General features: G+C 60.2%; 17 protein-coding genes and 1 tRNA gene. 9 read left to right on the top strand and 9 right to left on the bottom strand.

Annotation, left to right across the window (positions count from 1 at the left end; translation table 11 throughout):
• Positions 1-40: 40 nt before the first annotated feature.
• Both grxC and FQ182_RS04880 read right to left on the bottom strand, forming a co-directional pair.
• Positions 41-295, bottom strand: a complete 255-nt coding sequence (gene grxC, locus FQ182_RS04885) for a glutaredoxin 3 (RefSeq protein ID WP_133101258.1) — start codon at positions 293-295, stop codon at positions 41-43.
• A 1-nt stretch (position 296) separates the two neighbouring features.
• Positions 297-710, bottom strand: a complete 414-nt coding sequence (locus FQ182_RS04880; protein ID WP_149411310.1) for a rhodanese-like domain-containing protein — start codon at positions 708-710, stop codon at positions 297-299.
• 151 nt (positions 711-861) lie between these two features.
• Here FQ182_RS04880 and gpmI point away from each other — a divergent pair, with 151 nt between their 5' ends.
• The 4 genes from gpmI (at position 862) to FQ182_RS04860 (ending at position 5,932) form a co-directional block, all read left to right on the top strand.
• Entirely contained in the window at positions 862-2,388 is a 1,527-nt protein-coding gene (gpmI, locus tag FQ182_RS04875; protein ID WP_149411311.1) for a 2,3-bisphosphoglycerate-independent phosphoglycerate mutase, read from the top strand.
• 137 nt (positions 2,389-2,525) lie between these two features.
• Positions 2,526-3,812, top strand: coding sequence for a murein hydrolase activator EnvC (locus FQ182_RS04870; protein ID WP_149411312.1), 1,287 nt, complete (start codon positions 2,526-2,528; stop codon positions 3,810-3,812).
• 31 nt (positions 3,813-3,843) lie between these two features.
• Positions 3,844-5,151 (top strand): S41 family peptidase, encoded by a 1,308-nt coding sequence (locus FQ182_RS04865; RefSeq protein WP_149411313.1) that lies wholly within the window; start codon positions 3,844-3,846, stop codon positions 5,149-5,151.
• Position 5,152: 1 nt separating this feature from the next.
• Positions 5,153-5,932, top strand: a complete 780-nt coding sequence (locus FQ182_RS04860) for a divergent polysaccharide deacetylase family protein (RefSeq protein ID WP_149411314.1) — start codon at positions 5,153-5,155, stop codon at positions 5,930-5,932.
• On the opposite strand, the gene FQ182_RS04855 is transcribed toward FQ182_RS04860, so the two are convergent.
• The 7 genes from FQ182_RS04855 to FQ182_RS04825 all read right to left on the bottom strand — a co-directional run bounded on the left by FQ182_RS04855 (position 5,929) and on the right by FQ182_RS04825 (position 11,714).
• Complete coding sequence (locus tag FQ182_RS04855) at positions 5,929-6,684, bottom strand: ABC transporter substrate-binding protein (protein WP_149411315.1); 756 nt, start codon at positions 6,682-6,684, stop codon at positions 5,929-5,931. The genes FQ182_RS04860 and FQ182_RS04855 overlap by 4 nt on opposite strands.
• Positions 6,685-6,750: 66 nt before the next feature.
• Positions 6,751-7,521, bottom strand: coding sequence for an imidazole glycerol phosphate synthase subunit HisF (hisF, locus tag FQ182_RS04850; RefSeq protein ID WP_133101251.1), 771 nt, complete (start codon positions 7,519-7,521; stop codon positions 6,751-6,753).
• Positions 7,522-7,604: 83 nt separating this feature from the next.
• Complete coding sequence (gene hisA, locus FQ182_RS04845; RefSeq protein WP_149411316.1) at positions 7,605-8,354, bottom strand: 1-(5-phosphoribosyl)-5-[(5-phosphoribosylamino)methylideneamino]imidazole-4-carboxamide isomerase; 750 nt, start codon at positions 8,352-8,354, stop codon at positions 7,605-7,607.
• A gap of 39 nt (positions 8,355-8,393) precedes the next feature.
• The gene (locus FQ182_RS04840) at positions 8,394-8,651 is read right to left on the bottom strand and encodes a DUF2164 domain-containing protein (protein WP_149411317.1); all 258 of its coding nucleotides are present in this window, start codon (positions 8,649-8,651) and stop codon (positions 8,394-8,396) included.
• Positions 8,651-9,289 carry an imidazole glycerol phosphate synthase subunit HisH gene (gene hisH / locus FQ182_RS04835; RefSeq protein ID WP_133101249.1) on the bottom strand — a complete coding sequence of 213 codons (639 nt, stop codon included), beginning with the start codon at positions 9,287-9,289 and terminating at the stop codon, positions 8,651-8,653. Before hisH ends, FQ182_RS04840 begins: the two co-directional genes overlap by 1 nt.
• Positions 9,289-9,882, bottom strand: a complete 594-nt coding sequence (hisB, locus tag FQ182_RS04830; protein WP_133101248.1) for an imidazoleglycerol-phosphate dehydratase HisB — start codon at positions 9,880-9,882, stop codon at positions 9,289-9,291. Before hisB ends, hisH begins: the two co-directional genes overlap by 1 nt.
• 170 nt (positions 9,883-10,052) lie before the next feature.
• Positions 10,053-11,714, bottom strand: coding sequence for an OFA family MFS transporter (locus tag FQ182_RS04825; RefSeq protein ID WP_149411318.1), 1,662 nt, complete (start codon positions 11,712-11,714; stop codon positions 10,053-10,055).
• A 346-nt stretch (positions 11,715-12,060) separates the two neighbouring features.
• On the opposite strand from FQ182_RS04825, the gene FQ182_RS04820 reads away from it, so the two are divergent.
• The 5 genes from FQ182_RS04820 to FQ182_RS04800 all read left to right on the top strand — a co-directional run bounded on the left by FQ182_RS04820 (position 12,061) and on the right by FQ182_RS04800 (position 17,197).
• Positions 12,061-14,271: an AsmA family protein gene (locus tag FQ182_RS04820; protein WP_149411319.1), complete on the top strand. Its 2,211-nt coding sequence runs from the start codon at positions 12,061-12,063 to the stop codon at positions 14,269-14,271.
• Entirely contained in the window at positions 14,268-15,335 is a 1,068-nt protein-coding gene (gene mutY / locus FQ182_RS04815; RefSeq protein WP_149411320.1) for an A/G-specific adenine glycosylase, read from the top strand. The genes FQ182_RS04820 and mutY overlap by 4 nt, the downstream gene beginning before the upstream one ends.
• Positions 15,332-15,604: an oxidative damage protection protein gene (locus FQ182_RS04810; protein WP_133101244.1), complete on the top strand. Its 273-nt coding sequence runs from the start codon at positions 15,332-15,334 to the stop codon at positions 15,602-15,604. Before mutY ends, FQ182_RS04810 begins: the two co-directional genes overlap by 4 nt.
• A 103-nt stretch (positions 15,605-15,707) precedes the next feature.
• A tRNA-Phe gene (locus FQ182_RS04805) sits at positions 15,708-15,783 on the top strand.
• 208 nt (positions 15,784-15,991) lie between these two features.
• Positions 15,992-17,197, top strand: a complete 1,206-nt coding sequence (locus FQ182_RS04800) for an integrase arm-type DNA-binding domain-containing protein (RefSeq protein WP_149411321.1) — start codon at positions 15,992-15,994, stop codon at positions 17,195-17,197.
• Positions 17,198-17,295 lie beyond the last annotated feature (98 nt).

The raw sequence follows: 17,295 nt of genomic DNA, 5'->3' as shown, positions 1-17,295 counted from the left end.
CAGATCCTTCTTGATCTTGGGGTCTTTTAGGGTTTAGGAGTCAGACGTGAAGCAGCGCATCCAATTTACCAGCGCTCTCCAGGGCGAACAGGTCGTCGCATCCACCGATGTGCCGGGCGCCGATCCAGATTTGCGGCACGGACGTGCGTCCCGCTTTCTGGACCATTTCGGCGCGCACCTGTGGCTTGCCATCGACCTTGATCTCTTCGAAGGCAACGCCCTTCTTTTCCAGCAAGGCCTTGGCCCGCATGCAGTAAGGGCACCAATCGCTGGAATACACGACAACCTGGCTCATATCACTTCACCAATGGCAGGTTATCGGCGCGCCAACTGGAGATACCGCCCGACAGCTTGGCGGCGGTGAGACCGGATTTCAGCATCTCGCGGGCGTGACCACCGGAGTGCTGGCCCTGGGCGTCGACCAGGATGATGGTCTTGTCCTTGTGCTTTTGCAGTTCGCCGAGGCGTGCAATCAGCTTGTCCTGGGGAATGTTCAGCGCGCCAACAATGTGACCGGCGGCGAAATCCTTGGCCGGACGAATGTCGACCACAACGCCCTCATCCTTGTTGACCAGCGCGGTCAGCTCAGCAGTACTGAGGCTGCGGCCACCGCGGCTCATTTCGTGAGCGATCAGCAGCGCCAGCAATATGACGAAGGCACCGACGAGCAAATAGTGGGAAGTGGCGAATGCAATCAGGTGATCAACCATCAAGGAGGTTCCAGGGCGTTAAAATGGCGGTAAGTATACACAGCCACCATGGCCGGCCAACCCCCGTAAAGCGGTGACGCCACCGGAACTTCGCTTTAAACTGCCACTCCCTTTTCAATTGCCTTCCTTTAATACCGCCGCGAGAGGATCTATGACTACCACGCCTAAACCTTTGGTCCTGATAATTCTCGATGGCTTCGGACACAGTGAAAGCCACCACGACAACGCCGTGTACTCGGCCAAAAAGCCTGTACTGGACCGTCTAAGCGCCACGGTGCCGAACGGCCTGATCTCGGGTTCGGGCATGGATGTAGGCCTGCCGGACGGTCAAATGGGCAATTCGGAAGTCGGCCATATGAACCTGGGCGCCGGACGAGTGGTATACCAGGACTTCACCCGAGTGACCAAATCCATCCGCGACGGTGAGTTCTTCGAGAACCCGACCATCTGCGCAGCGGTGGATAAAGCCGTCGCTGCCGGTAAAGCCGTGCATTTCATGGGCCTGCTGTCGGACGGTGGCGTACACAGTCATCAGGACCACCTCATCGCCATGGCCGAACTAGCCTTCAAGCGCGGCGCCGAAAATATCTACCTGCACGCCTTCCTCGACGGCCGCGATACCCCACCGAAAAGCGCGCAATCGTCCATCGAACTGCTGGACGAAGCCTTCAAGACCCTCGGCAAGGGCCGTATTGCCAGCCTGGTAGGCCGTTACTTTGCCATGGACCGTGATAACCGCTGGGATCGCGTCTCCCAGGCTTACAACCTGATTGTCGACGGCAACGCCGAGTTCAACGCCGCCACCGCCCAGGAAGGCCTGGAAGCCGCCTATGCCCGTGGCGAGAGCGACGAGTTCGTCAAGGCCACCACCATCGGTGAGCCGGTCAAAGTGGAAGACGGCGACGCCGTAGTGTTCATGAACTTCCGCGCCGACCGCGCCCGCGAGCTGAGCCATGTGTTTGTCGATGAGCACTTCAAGGACTTCGAGCGCGCCCGTCAGCCAAAAGCCCACTTTGTCATGCTGACCCAATACGCCGCCAACATCCCGGCCCCGTCGGCTTTTGCCCCAGGCAGCCTGGAGAACGTGCTGGGTGATTACCTGGCAAAAAACGGCAAGACCCAACTGCGTATCGCCGAAACCGAGAAATACGCCCACGTGACCTTCTTCTTCTCCGGCGGTCGCGAAGAACCGTTCCCGGGCGAAGAACGCATCCTGATCCCGTCGCCAAAAGTCGCCACCTACGACTTGCAGCCGGAAATGAGCGCACCAGAAGTCACCGACAAGATCGTCGATGCCATCGAGCACCAGCGTTATGACGTGATCGTCGTCAACTACGCCAACGGCGATATGGTCGGCCACAGCGGCAACCTGGAAGCGGCAGTCAAAGCAGTGGAATGCCTGGACCTGTGCGTGGGTCGCATCGTCGAGGCCCTGGAAAAAGTCGGCGGCGAAGCGCTGATCACCGCCGACCACGGCAACTGCGAGCAAATGTCCGACGAATCCACCGGCCAGGCACATACCGCCCACACCACCGAGCCAGTACCGTTCATCTACGTCGGCAAGCGCGACCTGAAAGTACGTGAAGGCGGCGTGTTGGCAGACGTGGCACCGACCATGCTGATGTTGATGGGGTTGGAGAAGCCGAAAGAGATGACTGGCACTTCGATATTGGTTTAACCGCAAAACCGACCGATGAAACCGCCATAAACGGCTTTTTATGACGAACGCCTCAAAGCAGTTGGCTTTGAGGCGTTTTTTTTGCAGCGCTTGGCGGGCATACTAGGCCGTCCCTTTCCCTGGTGTCGCCCGCCTCTATGCTTCGCGCCTTGATTACCCTTGCTCTTGCCTGCCTGCTCCAACCGGCCTTTGCCGACGAGCGCGCGCAAACCCAACAACAGTTGGACGCCACGCGTCAGGACATTACTGAGCTGAAGAAACTCCTCGGCAAACTCCAGGAAGAAAAATCCGGCGTGCAGAAAGACCTGCGCGGTACGGAAACAGAGATGGGCAACCTGGAGAAGCAGGTCCAGGAGTTGCAAAAAGAACTAAAGAAGAGCGAGTCGGAACTGGAGCGGCTCGACGGTGAGAAAAAAAAACTCCAGAGCGCCCGCGTTGAACAGCAACACCTGATCGCGATCCAGGCCCGCGCCGCCTACCAGAACGGCCGCCAGGAATACCTCAAGATGCTGCTCAACCAGCAAAACCCGGAAAAATTCGCCCGCACCCTCACTTACTATGACTATCTGAGCAAGGCCCGCCTGGAGCAGTTGCAAAGCTTCAACGAGACCCTGCGCCAGCTGGCCAATGTCGAGCAGGAAATCGCCCAGCAACAGACGCAATTGCTGGAGCAGAAAAGCAGCCTCGACACCCAGCGCGATGAGCTGGACAAGGTCCGCAAGGAGCGCCAGCAGGCGCTGGCCAAGCTCAACAATGACGTGAAGGCCCGCGATGCCAAGCTACAGGCCCGTCAGCAAGACCAGGCCGACCTGGGTAAAGTACTGAAAACCATCGAGGAAACCCTGGCACGCCAGGCTCGTGAGGCTGAAGAGGCGCGGCAAAAAGCGCTGATCGCCCAGCAGGAAGCAGAAAAAAAGCGCCAGCGTGAGGCCGAGGCGGTCGCCACCGACGCCCCGCGTAAACCGGCGCGCGCAGCCCCTGGCCCACTGGTTTCCAGCGCAGGCGAATCCTTTGGCGGACCTTTTGCTTCAGCTCGCGGCAAACTTCCATGGCCAGTTGATGGTCGATTGCTTGCACGCTTTGGTCAAACCCGTGGCGATGACACCCGCACCAAGTGGGATGGCGTGATGATCAGTGCCTCCGCCGGCAGCCAGGTGCACGCCGTTCACGGTGGCCGCGTGGTGTTTGCCGATTGGCTGCGCGGCGCCGGTTTGCTGGTGATTCTTGACCACGGCAATGGCTATTTGAGCCTTTACGGCCACAATCAGACTTTGCTCAAAGCGGCAGGTGATGTTGTAAAAGCCGGTGAATCCATCTCCACTGTCGGTAACAGTGGTGGCCAGGATACCCCGGCGCTGTACTTCGCTATTCGTCAGCAGGGTCGCCCGAGCGACCCTGCACAATGGTGTCGCGCCCAAGGATAAGGGCCGTACCTACATTAGGAGTTCGTTCGACATGCTGCATTTGTCCCGCCTCACTTCGCTGGCCCTGACGATCGCTCTGGTGATCGGCGCGCCTTTGGCATTCGCCGACCAGACCGCTCAGACAGCCACGGCCGCGACCACCAAGGCACCGTTGCCGCTGGACGAATTGCGCACCTTTGCCGAGGTCATGGACCGGATCAAGGCAGCCTACGTCGAACCCGTGGACGACAAGACCCTGCTGGAAAATGCCATCAAGGGCATGCTCAGCAACCTCGACCCGCACTCCGCCTACCTGGGCCCGGAAGACTTTGCCGAGTTGCAGGAAAGCACCAGCGGCGAATTCGGTGGCCTGGGGATTGAAGTGGGCGCCGAGGACGGCGTCATCAAGGTGGTCTCGCCCATCGACGATACTCCCGCTTCCAAGGCCGGAATCCAGGCCGGCGACCTGATCGTCAAGATCAACGGCCAGCCGACCCGTGGCCAGACCATGACCGAAGCCGTCGACAAAATGCGTGGCAAGATCGGCCAGAAAATCACCCTGACCCTGGTGCGCGACGGCGGCACCCCGTTTGACGTGACCCTGGCGCGGGCGACCATCACGGTCAAGAGCGTGAAGAGCCAGTTGCTGGAATCGGGTTACGGTTACATCCGCATCACCCAGTTCCAAGTCAAGACCGGCGACGAAGTGGCCACGGCCCTGGCGAAGATGCGCAAGGACAACGGCAAGAAACTCAGCGGCATCGTCCTCGACCTGCGCAACAATCCAGGCGGCGTGCTGCAGTCGGCAGTGGAAGTGGTCGACCACTTCATCACCAAGGGCCTGATCGTCTACACCAAGGGCCGTATCGCCAACTCCGAACTGCGCTTCTCGGCCACCGGCAACGACCTGAGCGAAGGCGTGCCAATGGTGGTGCTGATCAACGGCGGCAGTGCCTCGGCTTCGGAAATCGTCGCCGGCGCCCTGCAAGACCAGAAACGCGGCGTACTGATGGGCACCACCAGCTTTGGCAAGGGTTCGGTACAAACCGTGCTGCCGCTGAACAACGAGCGCGCACTAAAGATCACCACGGCGCTGTACTACACGCCGAACGGGCGCTCGATCCAGGCCCAGGGCATCGTGCCGGACATCGAAGTGCGCAGGGCCAAGATCACCAACGAGCAGGACAGCGAGTACTTCAAGGAAGCCGACTTGCAGGGTCACCTGGGCAATGGCAACGGCGGTGCCGACCAGCCAACCGGCAGCGGTACCAAAGCCAAGCCGATGCCACAGGACGATGACTACCAGTTGGCCCAGGCCTTGAGCCTGCTCAAGGGCTTGAGCATCACCCGCAGCCGTTGATATGCGCTGTGGACTGATCATCGCTCTGCTGTGCTGTGTGGGGGTTGCCCAAGGCAACCCTGCCAGCGTTACACCCTCCCCCCACAAAGCCTACCTGACCTTGATCATCGACGACCTGGGCCAGAACCTGCCGCGGGATAGGCGCGTGCTGGCGCTGCCCGGCCCGGTTACCACGGCGATCATGCCCGATACACCCCATGCCGCCGAATTCGCCCGCGAAGCCCACCGTGCCGGCAAGATCGTCATCCTGCACATGCCCATGGACCCCGCCACCGGTCCCTTCGCCTGGCATCCGGAGTTGCCCATCGAAGAACTGGGCAAGCGCCTGGACGCTGCCTTCAAGGCCGTGCCCTACACCGCCGGCATCAACAACCACATGGGCAGCCGCATGACCGCGCAACCTGAAGCCATGGCCTGGCTAATGGGTGAGTTGCAGCGCCGTCAAAAATTTTTCGTCGACAGCCGCACCAGTGCCAAGACCGTGGCCGCCGCCGAGGCGCAGAAGATCGGCCTGGCCAGCGTTTCGCGGGACGTATTCCTTGATGACGAGCGCACCGAAGCGGCGATTACTACGCAACTGCAGACCGCCATCAAGCTGGCTCATAAACAGGGCTCGGCGGTAATGATCGGCCACCCCTACCCGCAAACCCTGGCGGTGCTTGAGCGCGAACTGCCCAAGCTCAAGGCCCAGGGCATCGAGTGGATTGATATAAAATTGATGATCAGTGTGCGCAGTAATAAGGCCATGGCCGGGCACGGGAAGAATGGGGCTTACCGCTAGAGATACCGCGCCATGATCTCGTCCACCACGCCGTCCTTGCGGAGCTGATCAAGCGCTACCTGCAACTTGGCCACCACCTCATCAGACACGTCCTTATTCAGTGCCAGAAATAGCTCGGCACTGTTGAAGCGCAGCACGGTCTTGAGCCCGGTAATGCCGACCTGCCGCGCCAGGTAACGTCCGGCCGGGTCGCCGGTGGCCCACAGGTCGATCTGGCCATCGCGCAGTTTTTGCGCGTTGTCCTGGTCACGCAGCACAATCACCGGTTTGAGCCCCTGTTTTTCCAAGGTCTGGGCAATGGCATCGCCCTTGTAAGCGCCGATTCTGTAGCGCCGGGCCTGCTCAAGGTCTGTCAGCTGAATCTTGCTGTCGGCCTTGGCCAGCAGCACCCAATCGTCTGGGCCGATGGGGCCAACCCACTTGAACAACGCTTCGCGATCCGGCAGGCGCGCCATCACAAACACACCGTAACCCGGTTTTTCCAGGGCGAGCTTGTAGATTCGCTCCCAAGGGAAGCGCAGGGTCAGGTTGTAGGGAATACCGGCACGCTTGAAGGTCTCGCGGACGATGTCCACGGCAATACCTTCGATGTTCTCGTCCTTGGCGAAGTTCTTGCCGTTTTTCGCCATGTTGTAGGGCGGGAAATTTTCCGTCAGCAGCACCAGGGAGGCGTCAGGCCGCTCTGCGGCTTGGGCCGAACCTGCCAACAAAATCGAGATGCTGGCAAGGGCAAGAAGAAGGTCTTTGAACATGAAGAGTTACCGAAATCCATGGCAAGCCCAAGAGTGCCGCGAGCCTGCCATGGTGTCCAGTGACGTTTAGCGAACGACGATGCCGCGTGCGGCCATGTAGGCCTTGGCCTCGGGCACCGTGTATTCGCCAAAGTGGAAAATACTCGCCGCCAGTACCGCACTGGCGTGGCCTTCGATAACGCCGTCGGCCAGGTGCTGCAGGTTACCGACACCGCCCGACGCGATCACCGGAATGCCCAGGGCATCACTGATGGCGCGGGTCACACCCAGGTCGAAGCCGTTTTTCATGCCGTCCTGGTCCATGCTGGTCAGCAGGATTTCACCGGCGCCCAGGGCTTCCATCTTCATCGCCCACTCCACCGCGTCCAGCCCGGTAGGTTTGCGACCGCCGTGTGTGAAGATTTCCCAGCGCGGGGGTTCGCCAGGGCCTGAGACTTTTTTGGCGTCGATAGCAACGACGATACATTGCGAGCCAAAGTGCTGCGCCGCTTCGCCGACAAACTCCGGATTGAACACCGCTGCAGTGTTGATCGAGACCTTGTCGGCACCCGCGTTGAGCAAGTTGCGGATGTCCTGCACGGTGCGCACACCGCCGCCGACAGTCAGCGGGATAAACACCTGGCTGGCCATGCGCTCGACGGTATGCAGCGTAGTGTCGCGACCATCGACGCTGGCGGTGATGTCGAGAAAGGTAATCTCGTCGGCGCCCTGTTCGTCGTAGCGACGGGCGATTTCCACCGGGTCGCCGGCGTCACGGATGTTCTCGAACTTGACGCCCTTGACCACTCGACCGTTGTCGACGTCCAGGCAAGGGATGATGCGTTTGGCCAGCGCCATGGGCTTATCTCCGATAAGAGTTGCAAGCTTCAAACTACAAGCTGCAAGTAGAAGCAGATTTTCTTTTACTTGCAGCTTGCAGCTTACGACTTGGAGCTGACCGCGTAGCCATCACAAAAGGCTTGGGCTTCGGCCACATCCAGCGTGCCCTCATAAATCGCGCGGCCCGTGATAGCGCCGATAATTCCTGGCGCTTTGGCGTCCAGCAGCGACTTGATATCGCCCAGGTTGTGGATACCGCCGGAAGCGATCACCGGGATCTTCGTTGCTGCGGCCAACGCGGCGGTAAACGGCACGTTGCAGCCCTGCATCATGCCGTCTTTGGCGATGTCGGTATAAACGATGGCAGACACGCCGTCGGCTTCAAAGCGCTTGGCCAGGTCAATGACCTGTACAGTGCTGATTTCAGCCCAGCCGTCGGTGGCGACAAAGCCGTCCTTGGCGTCCAGGCCGACAATGATCTTGCCCGGGAACGCGCGGCAAGCCTCAGCGACAAACGCCGGGTCTTTCACGGCCTTGGTGCCGATGATCACGTAGCTGACGCCCGCTTTCACATAATGCTCGATGGTTTCCAGGGAGCGGATACCGCCACCGATCTGGATCGGCAGGTTCGGGTAGCGCTTGGCGATGGCAGTGACCACTTCGCCGTTGACCGGGCGGCCTTCGAAGGCGCCGTTCAAGTCCACCAGGTGCAGACGGCGGCAACCACCTTCCACCCACTTGGCAGCCATGCTCACCGGGTCATCGGAGAACACCGTGGAATCTTCCATGCGGCCCTGGCGCAGACGTACGCAGGCGCCGTCCTTGAGATCGATAGCGGGAATAATCAGCATCTGGCAAACCTTATTCGATATTCAGCATTGCTCGGAAAATCAGGGTTTTTCGAGCGCCCACAAGTCGCTTTCGATGCTTTCGAACCTTTCTTTAAGGTGCGTCTGCACATCGAAAATCGCCCTGTTGTAATAGTGCGGAGCAATTTCAGTGGTGAACAGTTCGAGGACTTCCGCCACCTCGAACGAGCCGAGCTTGAGCTCGAAGCGCTCCTCCATGAAACGTTTGATCTTGTCCGTGGCCTCACTCTCCTGCTGGGGAGTGAGGTTGAGGATCGGCGGCTTGGCCTTCTTGGCCATTACCAGCGCCCGTCCCAGGCAGCGAAGTTCTGCAGCAACTGCAGGCCATGGGTATGGCTCTTCTCCGGGTGGAACTGCACCGCAAAGCGCGACCCATCGGCCAGGGCCGCGGCGAAGTCGACGCCGTAGTGTCCGCCACCTACCACCTGGCGCGGGTTACCGGCGGCGATGTAGTAGCTGTGGACGAAGTAGAAGCGCGCAAGGTCAGGGACGTTGTGCCACAGCGGGTGATCCACGGTCTGGCGAACTTCATTCCAGCCCATGTGCGGGACTTTCAGATGCTCGCCGTCTTCATGCAGGTCTTTGCCGAAGAACTTCACCTGCCCAGGGAACAGGCCGATGCAGTCGACGCCGTTGTTCTCTTCACTGCTGTCGAGCAAGGCTTGCATGCCCACGCAGATGCCAAGGAACGGACGGTCCTGGCTGACTTCGCGCACCAGGGCGTCGAAGCCCAGGCGGCGAATCTCGGCCATGCAGTCGCGAATTGCGCCGACACCGGGAAACACCACCCGGTCGGCTTCGCGAATCACCTCGGCATCGCTGGTGATCAACACCTTGCCAGCGCCTACGTGCTCAAGAGCCTTGGCCACCGAGTGCAGGTTACCCATGCCGTAATCGATAACCGCGACCGTCTGCATTACAGGACGCCCTTGGTCGACGGCATTTGCCCAGCCATGCGCTCATCCAGTTCCACAGCCATGCGCAGGGCACGACCGAAGGCCTTGAACACGGTCTCGATCTGGTGGTGGGTGTTGGTGCCACGCAGGTTATCGATGTGCAGGCTGACGTTGGCGTGGTTGACGAAGCCCTGGAAAAATTCCTGGAACAGGTCAACGTCAAAACCGCCGACGGTGGCGCGGGTATACGGTACGTGCATCTGCAGGCCTGGGCGGCCGGAGAAGTCGATAACCACCCGCGACAGCGCTTCATCCAGCGGCACATAGGCGTGACCGTAGCGACGGATGCCTTTCTTGTCGCCGATGGCTTTGCTGAAGGCCTGACCCAGGGTGATACCGACATCCTCCACGGTGTGGTGGTCGTCGATATGCAGGTCGCCCTTGCTTACGATATCCAGGTCGATCAGCCCGTGACGGGCGATCTGGTCCAGCATGTGCTCAAGAAAAGGAACACCGATATCAAATCGGGCCTTTCCGGTGCCATCCAGGTTGATCGAGGCTTTGATCTGGGTTTCCAGAGTGTCGCGCTCGACTGACGCCTTACGTTCGGCCATCACCAGCTCCGCAAAATCATTGGGCGAAAAAGGCAGCCATTATAGGGGCGCGAGCGCTAAACAGAAACATCGGAGGGGATAAGACTGACGAGTTGAAGCGAAGGGTGTCGGGGATAGACATGTCAGTACAAGCGGGCGCTCCAGGATGGTGCGCCCGCTTGACGTTCTGCTTAGTGGAACAGTACCGCCGTCTTCTGCAGGGTCACCCAAACACCCCACGCCAACGGAATACCTACCGCGAGCCAGGCAGCCACAGCCAACGGCACGCTGCCTGAAGAGGCTTTCCATTCCAGCACTGTGCTGGAATCGGCGCCCTTGTCATGGCCCAGTGCCTGTTCGGCGGTCAGTTCAGCGTCGGTCATGAAGTACTTGTCTGCCACCGGACGTACCAGCATGTTGCAGACAAAGCCCAACACCAGCAGGCCGGCGAGGATGTACAAGGTGATGTCATAGGCTGCAGCGCGCTCCACGCCGATGCTCAACTGATACTCACGCAGGTAGTTGACCAGCACCGGGCCCAACACGCCCGCCGCCGCCCACGCCGTCAGCAGACGGCCATGGATCGCGCCGACCATTTGCGTACCGAACAGGTCCGCCAGGTAGGCCGGGACGGTAGCGAAACCGCCGCCGTACATCGACAGGATGATGCAGAACGCCGCGACGAACAGTGCCACGTTGCCCAGATGGCCCAGGTTCGGGATCAATGCATACAGGGCAAAGCCCAGGGCGAAGAACACGAAGTAGGTATTTTTACGGCCCAGGTAGTCGGAGAACGACGCCCAGAAGAACCGGCCACCGATGTTGAACAGGCTCAGCAGACCCGTGAAACCGGCAGCGATGGCAGCAATGGAAGCCAGTTGCCCTGCATCCAGTTGGCCGAACGCCAGGTCATTACCCAGCAACTTGCCACCAAACACTTCCTGCAGCAGCGGCGAAGCCATGCCAAGGATGCCGATGCCAGCGGACACGTTCAGGCACAGCACCAGCCACACCAGACGAAATTGCGGAGTTTTCCAGGCCACGTTCACGTGCACGTGACGGTGGGTGATCATCGAATTGCTGGCTTTTTTCGCAGGTGCCGTCCAGCCTTCAGGCTTCCAGCCGGTGGGCGGAACGCGGTAGGACAAGGCGCCACCGATCATGAACACGAAATAGATCGCAGCCATCACCAGAAAGCTCTGCCAAACGCCAACGCCGGTCGGCGAACCGAAGTGGCCCATCAGGGCTGCCGCCAACGGAGCACCCACCATCGCGCCGCCGCCGAAGCCCATGATCGCCATCCCGGTGGCCATGCCGCGCTTGTCCGGGAACCACTTGATCAGGGTCGAAACGGGCGAGATGTAGCCCAGGCCCAGGCCGATACCGCCAATGACCCCGGAGCCGATCCACATCAGCCATATCTGGTGGGTATAGATCCCCAACGCTGAGATCAGCAGACCGCCACACCAGCACAGCGCCGACACGACGCCAGCCTTGCGCGGCCCGGCATGTTCCAGCCAGCCGCCCCAGATCGCTGCCGAGCAGCCCAGGAAGATGAAGAACAGGGTGTAGATCCAGCCCAACATGGAGATGGGCCAGTCACACTGGGAAGAGAAAATTTGCGCGATAAAACTCATGTCCGGCGTACAAGCGACCGGCGCGGTGACGCCCAGGGCTTTGGACAGCGGCAACCAAAACACCGAGAAGCCATAGGCCATACCGATGCACAAATGGATGGCCAGGGCGGCCGGTGGTACCAGCCAGCGGTTGAACCCCGGCTTGGCGATAATGCGTTCCTTGGACAGGAAAGCAGGCTGTACGGCAATATGACCTGCCGCAGTGCTAGTGCTCATTGGTGTTTCCCCCAGTTATTAGTATGTGTCCGTCAGGCGCTCTCTCCCTCGGCCTTGCACGCAAAGCGTGGCCGTTTTGTTGAGTGAAGCTCCATTGAAGCGCGACGTTAAGTCGCAGAAGGCGGACGAACGCGCGCAGATTAGCATCTGTGGATGACAGAAAAACCAAACTGACATCACCTTTTTTGGTCTATCTGTTTTTTCTGACGCCAGGATTCCGTTTTACCGTGCCCACGGGGATCAGCAGGGGCCTCTAGATACAATGTAACGATCCGTGCACAGTCGCGGGCCTGCGGGCGTTATACTCTGCGGCTAAATTTTGAAATCGACATACAAGGACTCGCCCATGAAAGCGTTCGGCAAAATCCTGGGTCTGGTACTTCTCGGGCTGTTGCTGATCATTGTGGCTCTAGGCTTTGCCCTGACCCATCTCTTCGATCCCAACGACTACAAAGACGAGATTCGCCAGATTGCCCGCGACAAGGCCCACATCGAGCTGACGCTCAATGGCGATATCGGCTGGAGCCTGTTCCCATGGCTGGGCCTTGAATTGCACGAGGCCAGCGTTGCGACCCTGAGCAACCCGACCCAACCGTTCGCCGACCTGCAGATGCTCGGCCTGTCGGTGCGGGTGCTGCCGCTGCTGCGCCGCGAAGTGCAGATGAGCGATGTGCGTGTCGAAGGCCTGAACCTGCGCCTCAACCGCGACAAGCAGGGCCACGGCAACTGGGAAGACATCGGCAAGGCCGCACCTGCCGCCAGCACCGAAGCGCCAACTGCTGCGGTGCCGGCTACTGCGCCAACCCCGGAAAAACCGGCGCAACCGGTCCGCCTGGACATCGACAGCCTGACGGTCAACAACGCCCGCATCGAATACAACGACGAACAAACCGGCAGGCAGTACAGCGCCGAAAGTATCCAGCTGAGCACCGGCGCAGTGCATGAAGGCACCAGCATCCCGGTCAAGCTCACCGCGTTTTTCGGCAGCAACCAGCCGGTCATGCGGGTCAAGAGCGAACTCAGCGGCGCACTGCGCTTTGATCGCGCCCTCAAGCGCTATCAGTTCGAAGACATGAAAGTCGCAGGCGAAGCCACCGGCGAGCCGCTGCAAGGCAAGACCATAACCTTCGCCACCCAGGGCCAGTTGCTGGTGGACATGTCGGCCAACATTGCCGAATGGACCAACCTCAAGTTCTCGGTTAACCAACTGCGCGCCCTTGGCGAACTGAAGGTCAACGACCTGGACAAGACCCCACAGATCAGCGGCGCCCTGTCGGTTGCCCAGTTTGACCTGGCGAAGTTCCTCGACAGCGTCGGCCAACCCCTGCCAGCCATGGCCGAGGGCAGCCTGAGCAAGGTCGAGCTGGTCAGCCGCCTCAAGGGCACGCCTACCAGCATGGCCCTGGAAGACCTGAACCTGAAACTCGACGCCAGCACCTTCACCGGTCGCGTAGCCGTGGACGATTTCACCAAGCAATCCCTGCGGGTACAACTCAAGGCCGACACCTTCAACGCCGACAACTATCTACCGGCCAAGTCCGAGGCTGCCAACAGCGCAGCGGTCGCTCGCCAGGCTGAAGTGCAGAGCAGTGAAGCGGGCGCCATGGCCGCCGGCGGCACCACGCCGCTGCCGGACGCCCCGACCAAGGGCGCCTGGAGCACAGACAAGCTGCTGCCGCTGACCCGCCTGCGCACCCTGGACGTGGATGCCGACCTGTCGTTCGGCCAACTGACCCTGAGCAAACTGCCGATCCAGAACGCCGCCCTGAAAGCCTCCGGCCAAGGCGGCCAGCTCAAGCTTGATACCTTGAGCGGTGGCCTCTATAACGGCACCTTCCAGGCCAACGGCAACCTCGATGTGCGTGAGGATGTGCCGGTACTGGCGCTGCAAACCCACATCAAGCAAGTACCGGTTGAGCGCATCCTGCAAAGCCAGGGGCAGAACCCGCCGGTCAAGGGCCAGATCACCCTCGACAGCAATCTCAGCGGTCGCGGCAACAGCCAGAAAGCGCTGATCGACAGCCTCAACGGCACCGCCAGCTTTGTGATCAACAATGGCGTGCTGCTTAACGCAAACCTTGAGCAACAGCTGTGCACCGGCATTGCCCTGCTCAACCGCAAAACCCTCACCAGCGAGCCACGGGGCAAGGACACGCCATTCCAGGAGCTCAAGGGCAACCTGACATTCCGTAACGGCGTCGCCAGCAACCCGGACCTGAAAGTGCGCATCCCTGGCATGACCGTCAACGGCAACGGTGACGTCGACCTGCGGGTGCTGGGCATGGATTACCGCGTCGGCATCATCGTCGAAGGCGACAAGCGCGACATGCCGGACCCGGCCTGCCAGGTGGGTTCCAACTTCCAAGGCATCGAAGTTCCGTTGCGCTGCCGTGGCCCGCTGGAACTGGGCGCCAAGGCCTGCCGTCTGGACAAGGACGGCCTGGGCCAGGTCGCCGTCAAGGCGGCGGGCAACAAGCTCAGCGAAAAGCTTGAAGAGAAGCTCGACAAGGTCAACCCGAAGCTCAAAGACGCTCTGAAAGGCCTGTTCAATCGATGAGAACCGAGCAATTTTCCACCGCGGTGCTGGATTGGTACGACCGCCACGGTCGCCATGACTTGCCCTGGCAACAGGGCATCACCCCTTACCGGGTGTGGGTCTCGGAAATCATGCTGCAGCAGACCCAGGTCAGCACCGTACTGAACTACTTCGACCGGTTCATGGCATCGCTGCCAACGGTCGAAGCCCTGGCCGCCGCGCCGGAAGACGAAGTACTGCACCTGTGGACAGGGCTGGGTTACTACACCCGGGCCCGTAACCTGCAAAAGACCGCGAAAATCGTGGTTGCCGAATACGGCGGCGAGTTTCCCAAGAATGTCGAGAAACTCATCGAGCTGCCAGGTATCGGCCTGTCCACCGCAGGTGCCATTGCCAGCCTGAGCATGGGCCTGCGGGCGCCAATCCTGGATGGCAACGTCAAGCGGGTGCTGGCGCGCTTTACTGCCCAGGAGGGCTACCCAGGCGAGCCCAAGGTCGCCAAGCAGCTGTGGGCCACCGCCGAGCGCTTCACCCCTCACGACCGCGTCAACGCCTACACCCAGGCGATGATGGACATGGGTGCCACCCTCTGCACCCGCAGTAAACCCAGTTGCCTACTGTGCCCGCTGGAAAAAGGCTGCGAAGCCCACATGCTGGGCCTAGAGACACGCTACCCGATCCCCAAGCCGCGCAAGACCGTGCCACAAAAGCGCACACTGATGCCGCTGCTGGCCAACGGCGAAGGCGCGATCCTGCTTTACCGCCGCCCTTCCACGGGCTTGTGGGGCGGCCTCTGGAGCTTGCCGGAGCTCGATGACCTGAGCGACCTGGAACACCTGGCCAACCAGCACTCGCTGGCACTGGGCAGGCACCAGGAGCTGCCGAGCTTGATCCACACCTTCAGCCACTTCCAACTGGCTATCGAACCCTGGCTGGTCCAGGTCGAGGAATCCGCTCATCACGTGGCCGAGGCCGACTGGCTCTGGTATAACCTCGCCACCCCGCCGCGCCTGGGCCTTGCCGCCCCGGTGAAAAAACTGCTGAAGCGCGCGGCTGAAGTATTGAACGCAGGAGTTTCGTCATGACCCGCACCATCATCTGCCGCAAGTACCACGAAGAACTGCCCGCCCTGGAACGCGCCCCGTTCCCCGGCGCCAAGGGCCAGGACATCTACGATCACGTCTCCGCCAAAGCCTGGGCCGACTGGCAAAAGCACCAGACCCTGCTGATCAACGAAAAACGCCTGAACATGATGAACGCCGAAGACCGCAAATACCTTCAGGGCGAGATGGACAAGTTCTTTTCCGGCGAGGATTACGCCAAGGCCGACGGCTACGTACCACCTGCTGAATAAGTGATCAAAATGGGGGGTTGGCCCGTAAGCGACGGTAATAATTAAATATTTTTTGAAAACTTGCTTGACGACCCCCTGAAAAACCAGTTTAATGCGCCCCGTTGCCCAGATAGCTCAGTCGGTAGAGCAGGGGATTGAAAATCCCCGTGTCGGCGGTTCGATTCCGTCTCTGGGCACCACCTTTAGTTTTCAGGTGATGCCAAGCACACCTGAAAGCACCCAAGAAACCCGCCTAGTGCGGGTTTTTTGCTTTCTACGGTTCCCAACCGTTCCCTTGTAAGCCCAAACATATGTGAGTAGATTCGTGAGTAGATCCAGTTCGGTCTAGAAATCTACTCACACTAGGACGGCAATACGCCCGCCTGGTGCGGCCTGCAAGGAGGCTGCGTGCCACTCTCAGATACCACCATCCGTACTGCCAAGCCGAGGGACAAGCTGTATCGGCTGACCGACGCCAACGGCCTATGCCTAGAAGTGACCCCGACCGGCTCCAAGCTGTGGCGCTATCGGTACCGCTTCAACGGCGGCGCAAAGATGCTGGCGCTTGGCGCATACCCATCGGTCACCCTGCTGAAAGCTCGTCAACTTCGCGATGGGGCACGCCAGCTACTGATTGAAGGCACCGACCCCGGAGAGCAGAAGAAAACCGCCAAACAAGCACAGAAGGTCGATGGACTGACCTTCGAAACGCTGGCGCGGGAGTGGTTCGCCTACAACGCGCCTCGCTGGGCCGACAGCACCACCTACAAGGCCAAGCTGTACCTGGAGAATGATTTGGTTCCAGGTATTGGTTCTCGCCCTGTAAAAGCGATCACCCGGCCCGATCTGGTAGAGCTGGTGCGTAAGGTAGAGGCAAGAGGCACGCTCAATGCCGCTGGCAAGATCCGTCAATGGCTACACCAGATATTTCGGTACGGGCTGGCCAAGGGCGTCGTTGACGCCAACCCAGCTACGGATCTGAGCGTGGTAGCAGCACCACCGAAAGCTGCCCGCCATCATCCGCACGTCACCTTTGCTGAGCTCCCTGAAATGTTGGCCAAGAGCGAAGCTGCGAATATCCATTCGCTTACCCGGCACGCCATCCGCCTGCTGACGCTAACGGCCGTTCGACCGGGCGAGCTTCGCCAAGCCCCCTGGGCAGAGTTCGACTTGGAGCGCGCAACCTGGACAATTCCAGCCGAACGCATGAAAGCCCGCCGCCCTCACGTTGTCCCGCTGCCCCGTCAGGCTGTTGCAATCCTGCGCCAGCTCCAAGAGATCACTGGGCGGTATGAGCTCGTTTTCGCTGGCGCCAACCCTCAGCGCCCCATGAGCGAAAACACCGTTAACAAAGCGCTTCGCCACATGGGCTACGAAGGACGTCAGACCGGCCACGGGTTCCGCCACTTGCTGAGTACTGAACTCAACGGGCGGGGATACAACAAGGATTGGATAGAGCGCCAGCTCGCCCACGGTGATACCGACGAAATTCGCGGCACCTACAACCACGCAGCTTATGTCGAGCAGCGCCGGGAAATGATGCAAGCCTGGGCTGACTCGATAGATGCGCTATGCGCAGGAGCTAACGTGGTGAGCATCAGGCGGCCCGCTTAAAACTTATCCACACAAGACGGACTTGGGTAAATCTGGTTCCTGCTGGTAACATATGGCAGTCGCTGGATATTCATACAGCAATGAGTATCTAGCCACTG

It is taken from the genome of Pseudomonas sp. ANT_H4 (assembly GCF_008369295.1).
In the GTDB taxonomy this organism is placed as follows: Bacteria; Pseudomonadota; Gammaproteobacteria; order Pseudomonadales; family Pseudomonadaceae; genus Aquipseudomonas.
The sequence above is the reverse complement of the archived record's forward strand: the minus strand, read 5'-3'. Positions and strand labels throughout refer to the sequence as shown.

Excerpts from the sequence above, each read along its gene's own strand:
- grxC (WP_133101258.1), bottom strand. The coding sequence starts at position 295 with ATGAGCCAGGTTGTCGTGTATTCCAGCGATTGGTGCCCTTACTGCATG.
- FQ182_RS04870 (WP_149411312.1), top strand. The coding sequence starts at position 2,526 with ATGCTTCGCGCCTTGATTACCCTTGCTCTTGCCTGCCTGCTCCAACCG.
- hisB (WP_133101248.1), bottom strand. The coding sequence starts at position 9,882 with ATGGCCGAACGTAAGGCGTCAGTCGAGCGCGACACTCTGGAAACCCAG.
- FQ182_RS04840 (WP_149411317.1), bottom strand. The coding sequence starts at position 8,651 with ATGGCCAAGAAGGCCAAGCCGCCGATCCTCAACCTCACTCCCCAGCAG.
- hisH (WP_133101249.1), bottom strand. The coding sequence starts at position 9,289 with ATGCAGACGGTCGCGGTTATCGATTACGGCATGGGTAACCTGCACTCG.
- FQ182_RS04865 (WP_149411313.1), top strand. The coding sequence starts at position 3,844 with ATGCTGCATTTGTCCCGCCTCACTTCGCTGGCCCTGACGATCGCTCTG.
- FQ182_RS04820 (WP_149411319.1), top strand. The coding sequence starts at position 12,061 with ATGAAAGCGTTCGGCAAAATCCTGGGTCTGGTACTTCTCGGGCTGTTG.
- hisA (WP_149411316.1), bottom strand. The coding sequence starts at position 8,354 with ATGCTGATTATTCCCGCTATCGATCTCAAGGACGGCGCCTGCGTACGT.
- FQ182_RS04810 (WP_133101244.1), top strand. The coding sequence starts at position 15,332 with ATGACCCGCACCATCATCTGCCGCAAGTACCACGAAGAACTGCCCGCC.
- FQ182_RS04855 (WP_149411315.1), bottom strand. The coding sequence starts at position 6,684 with ATGTTCAAAGACCTTCTTCTTGCCCTTGCCAGCATCTCGATTTTGTTG.
- FQ182_RS04880 (WP_149411310.1), bottom strand. The coding sequence starts at position 710 with ATGGTTGATCACCTGATTGCATTCGCCACTTCCCACTATTTGCTCGTC.
- FQ182_RS04860 (WP_149411314.1), top strand. The coding sequence starts at position 5,153 with ATGCGCTGTGGACTGATCATCGCTCTGCTGTGCTGTGTGGGGGTTGCC.
- FQ182_RS04825 (WP_149411318.1), bottom strand. The coding sequence starts at position 11,714 with ATGAGCACTAGCACTGCGGCAGGTCATATTGCCGTACAGCCTGCTTTC.
- hisF (WP_133101251.1), bottom strand. The coding sequence starts at position 7,521 with ATGGCGCTGGCCAAACGCATCATCCCTTGCCTGGACGTCGACAACGGT.
- mutY (WP_149411320.1), top strand. The coding sequence starts at position 14,268 with ATGAGAACCGAGCAATTTTCCACCGCGGTGCTGGATTGGTACGACCGC.
- gpmI (WP_149411311.1), top strand. The coding sequence starts at position 862 with ATGACTACCACGCCTAAACCTTTGGTCCTGATAATTCTCGATGGCTTC.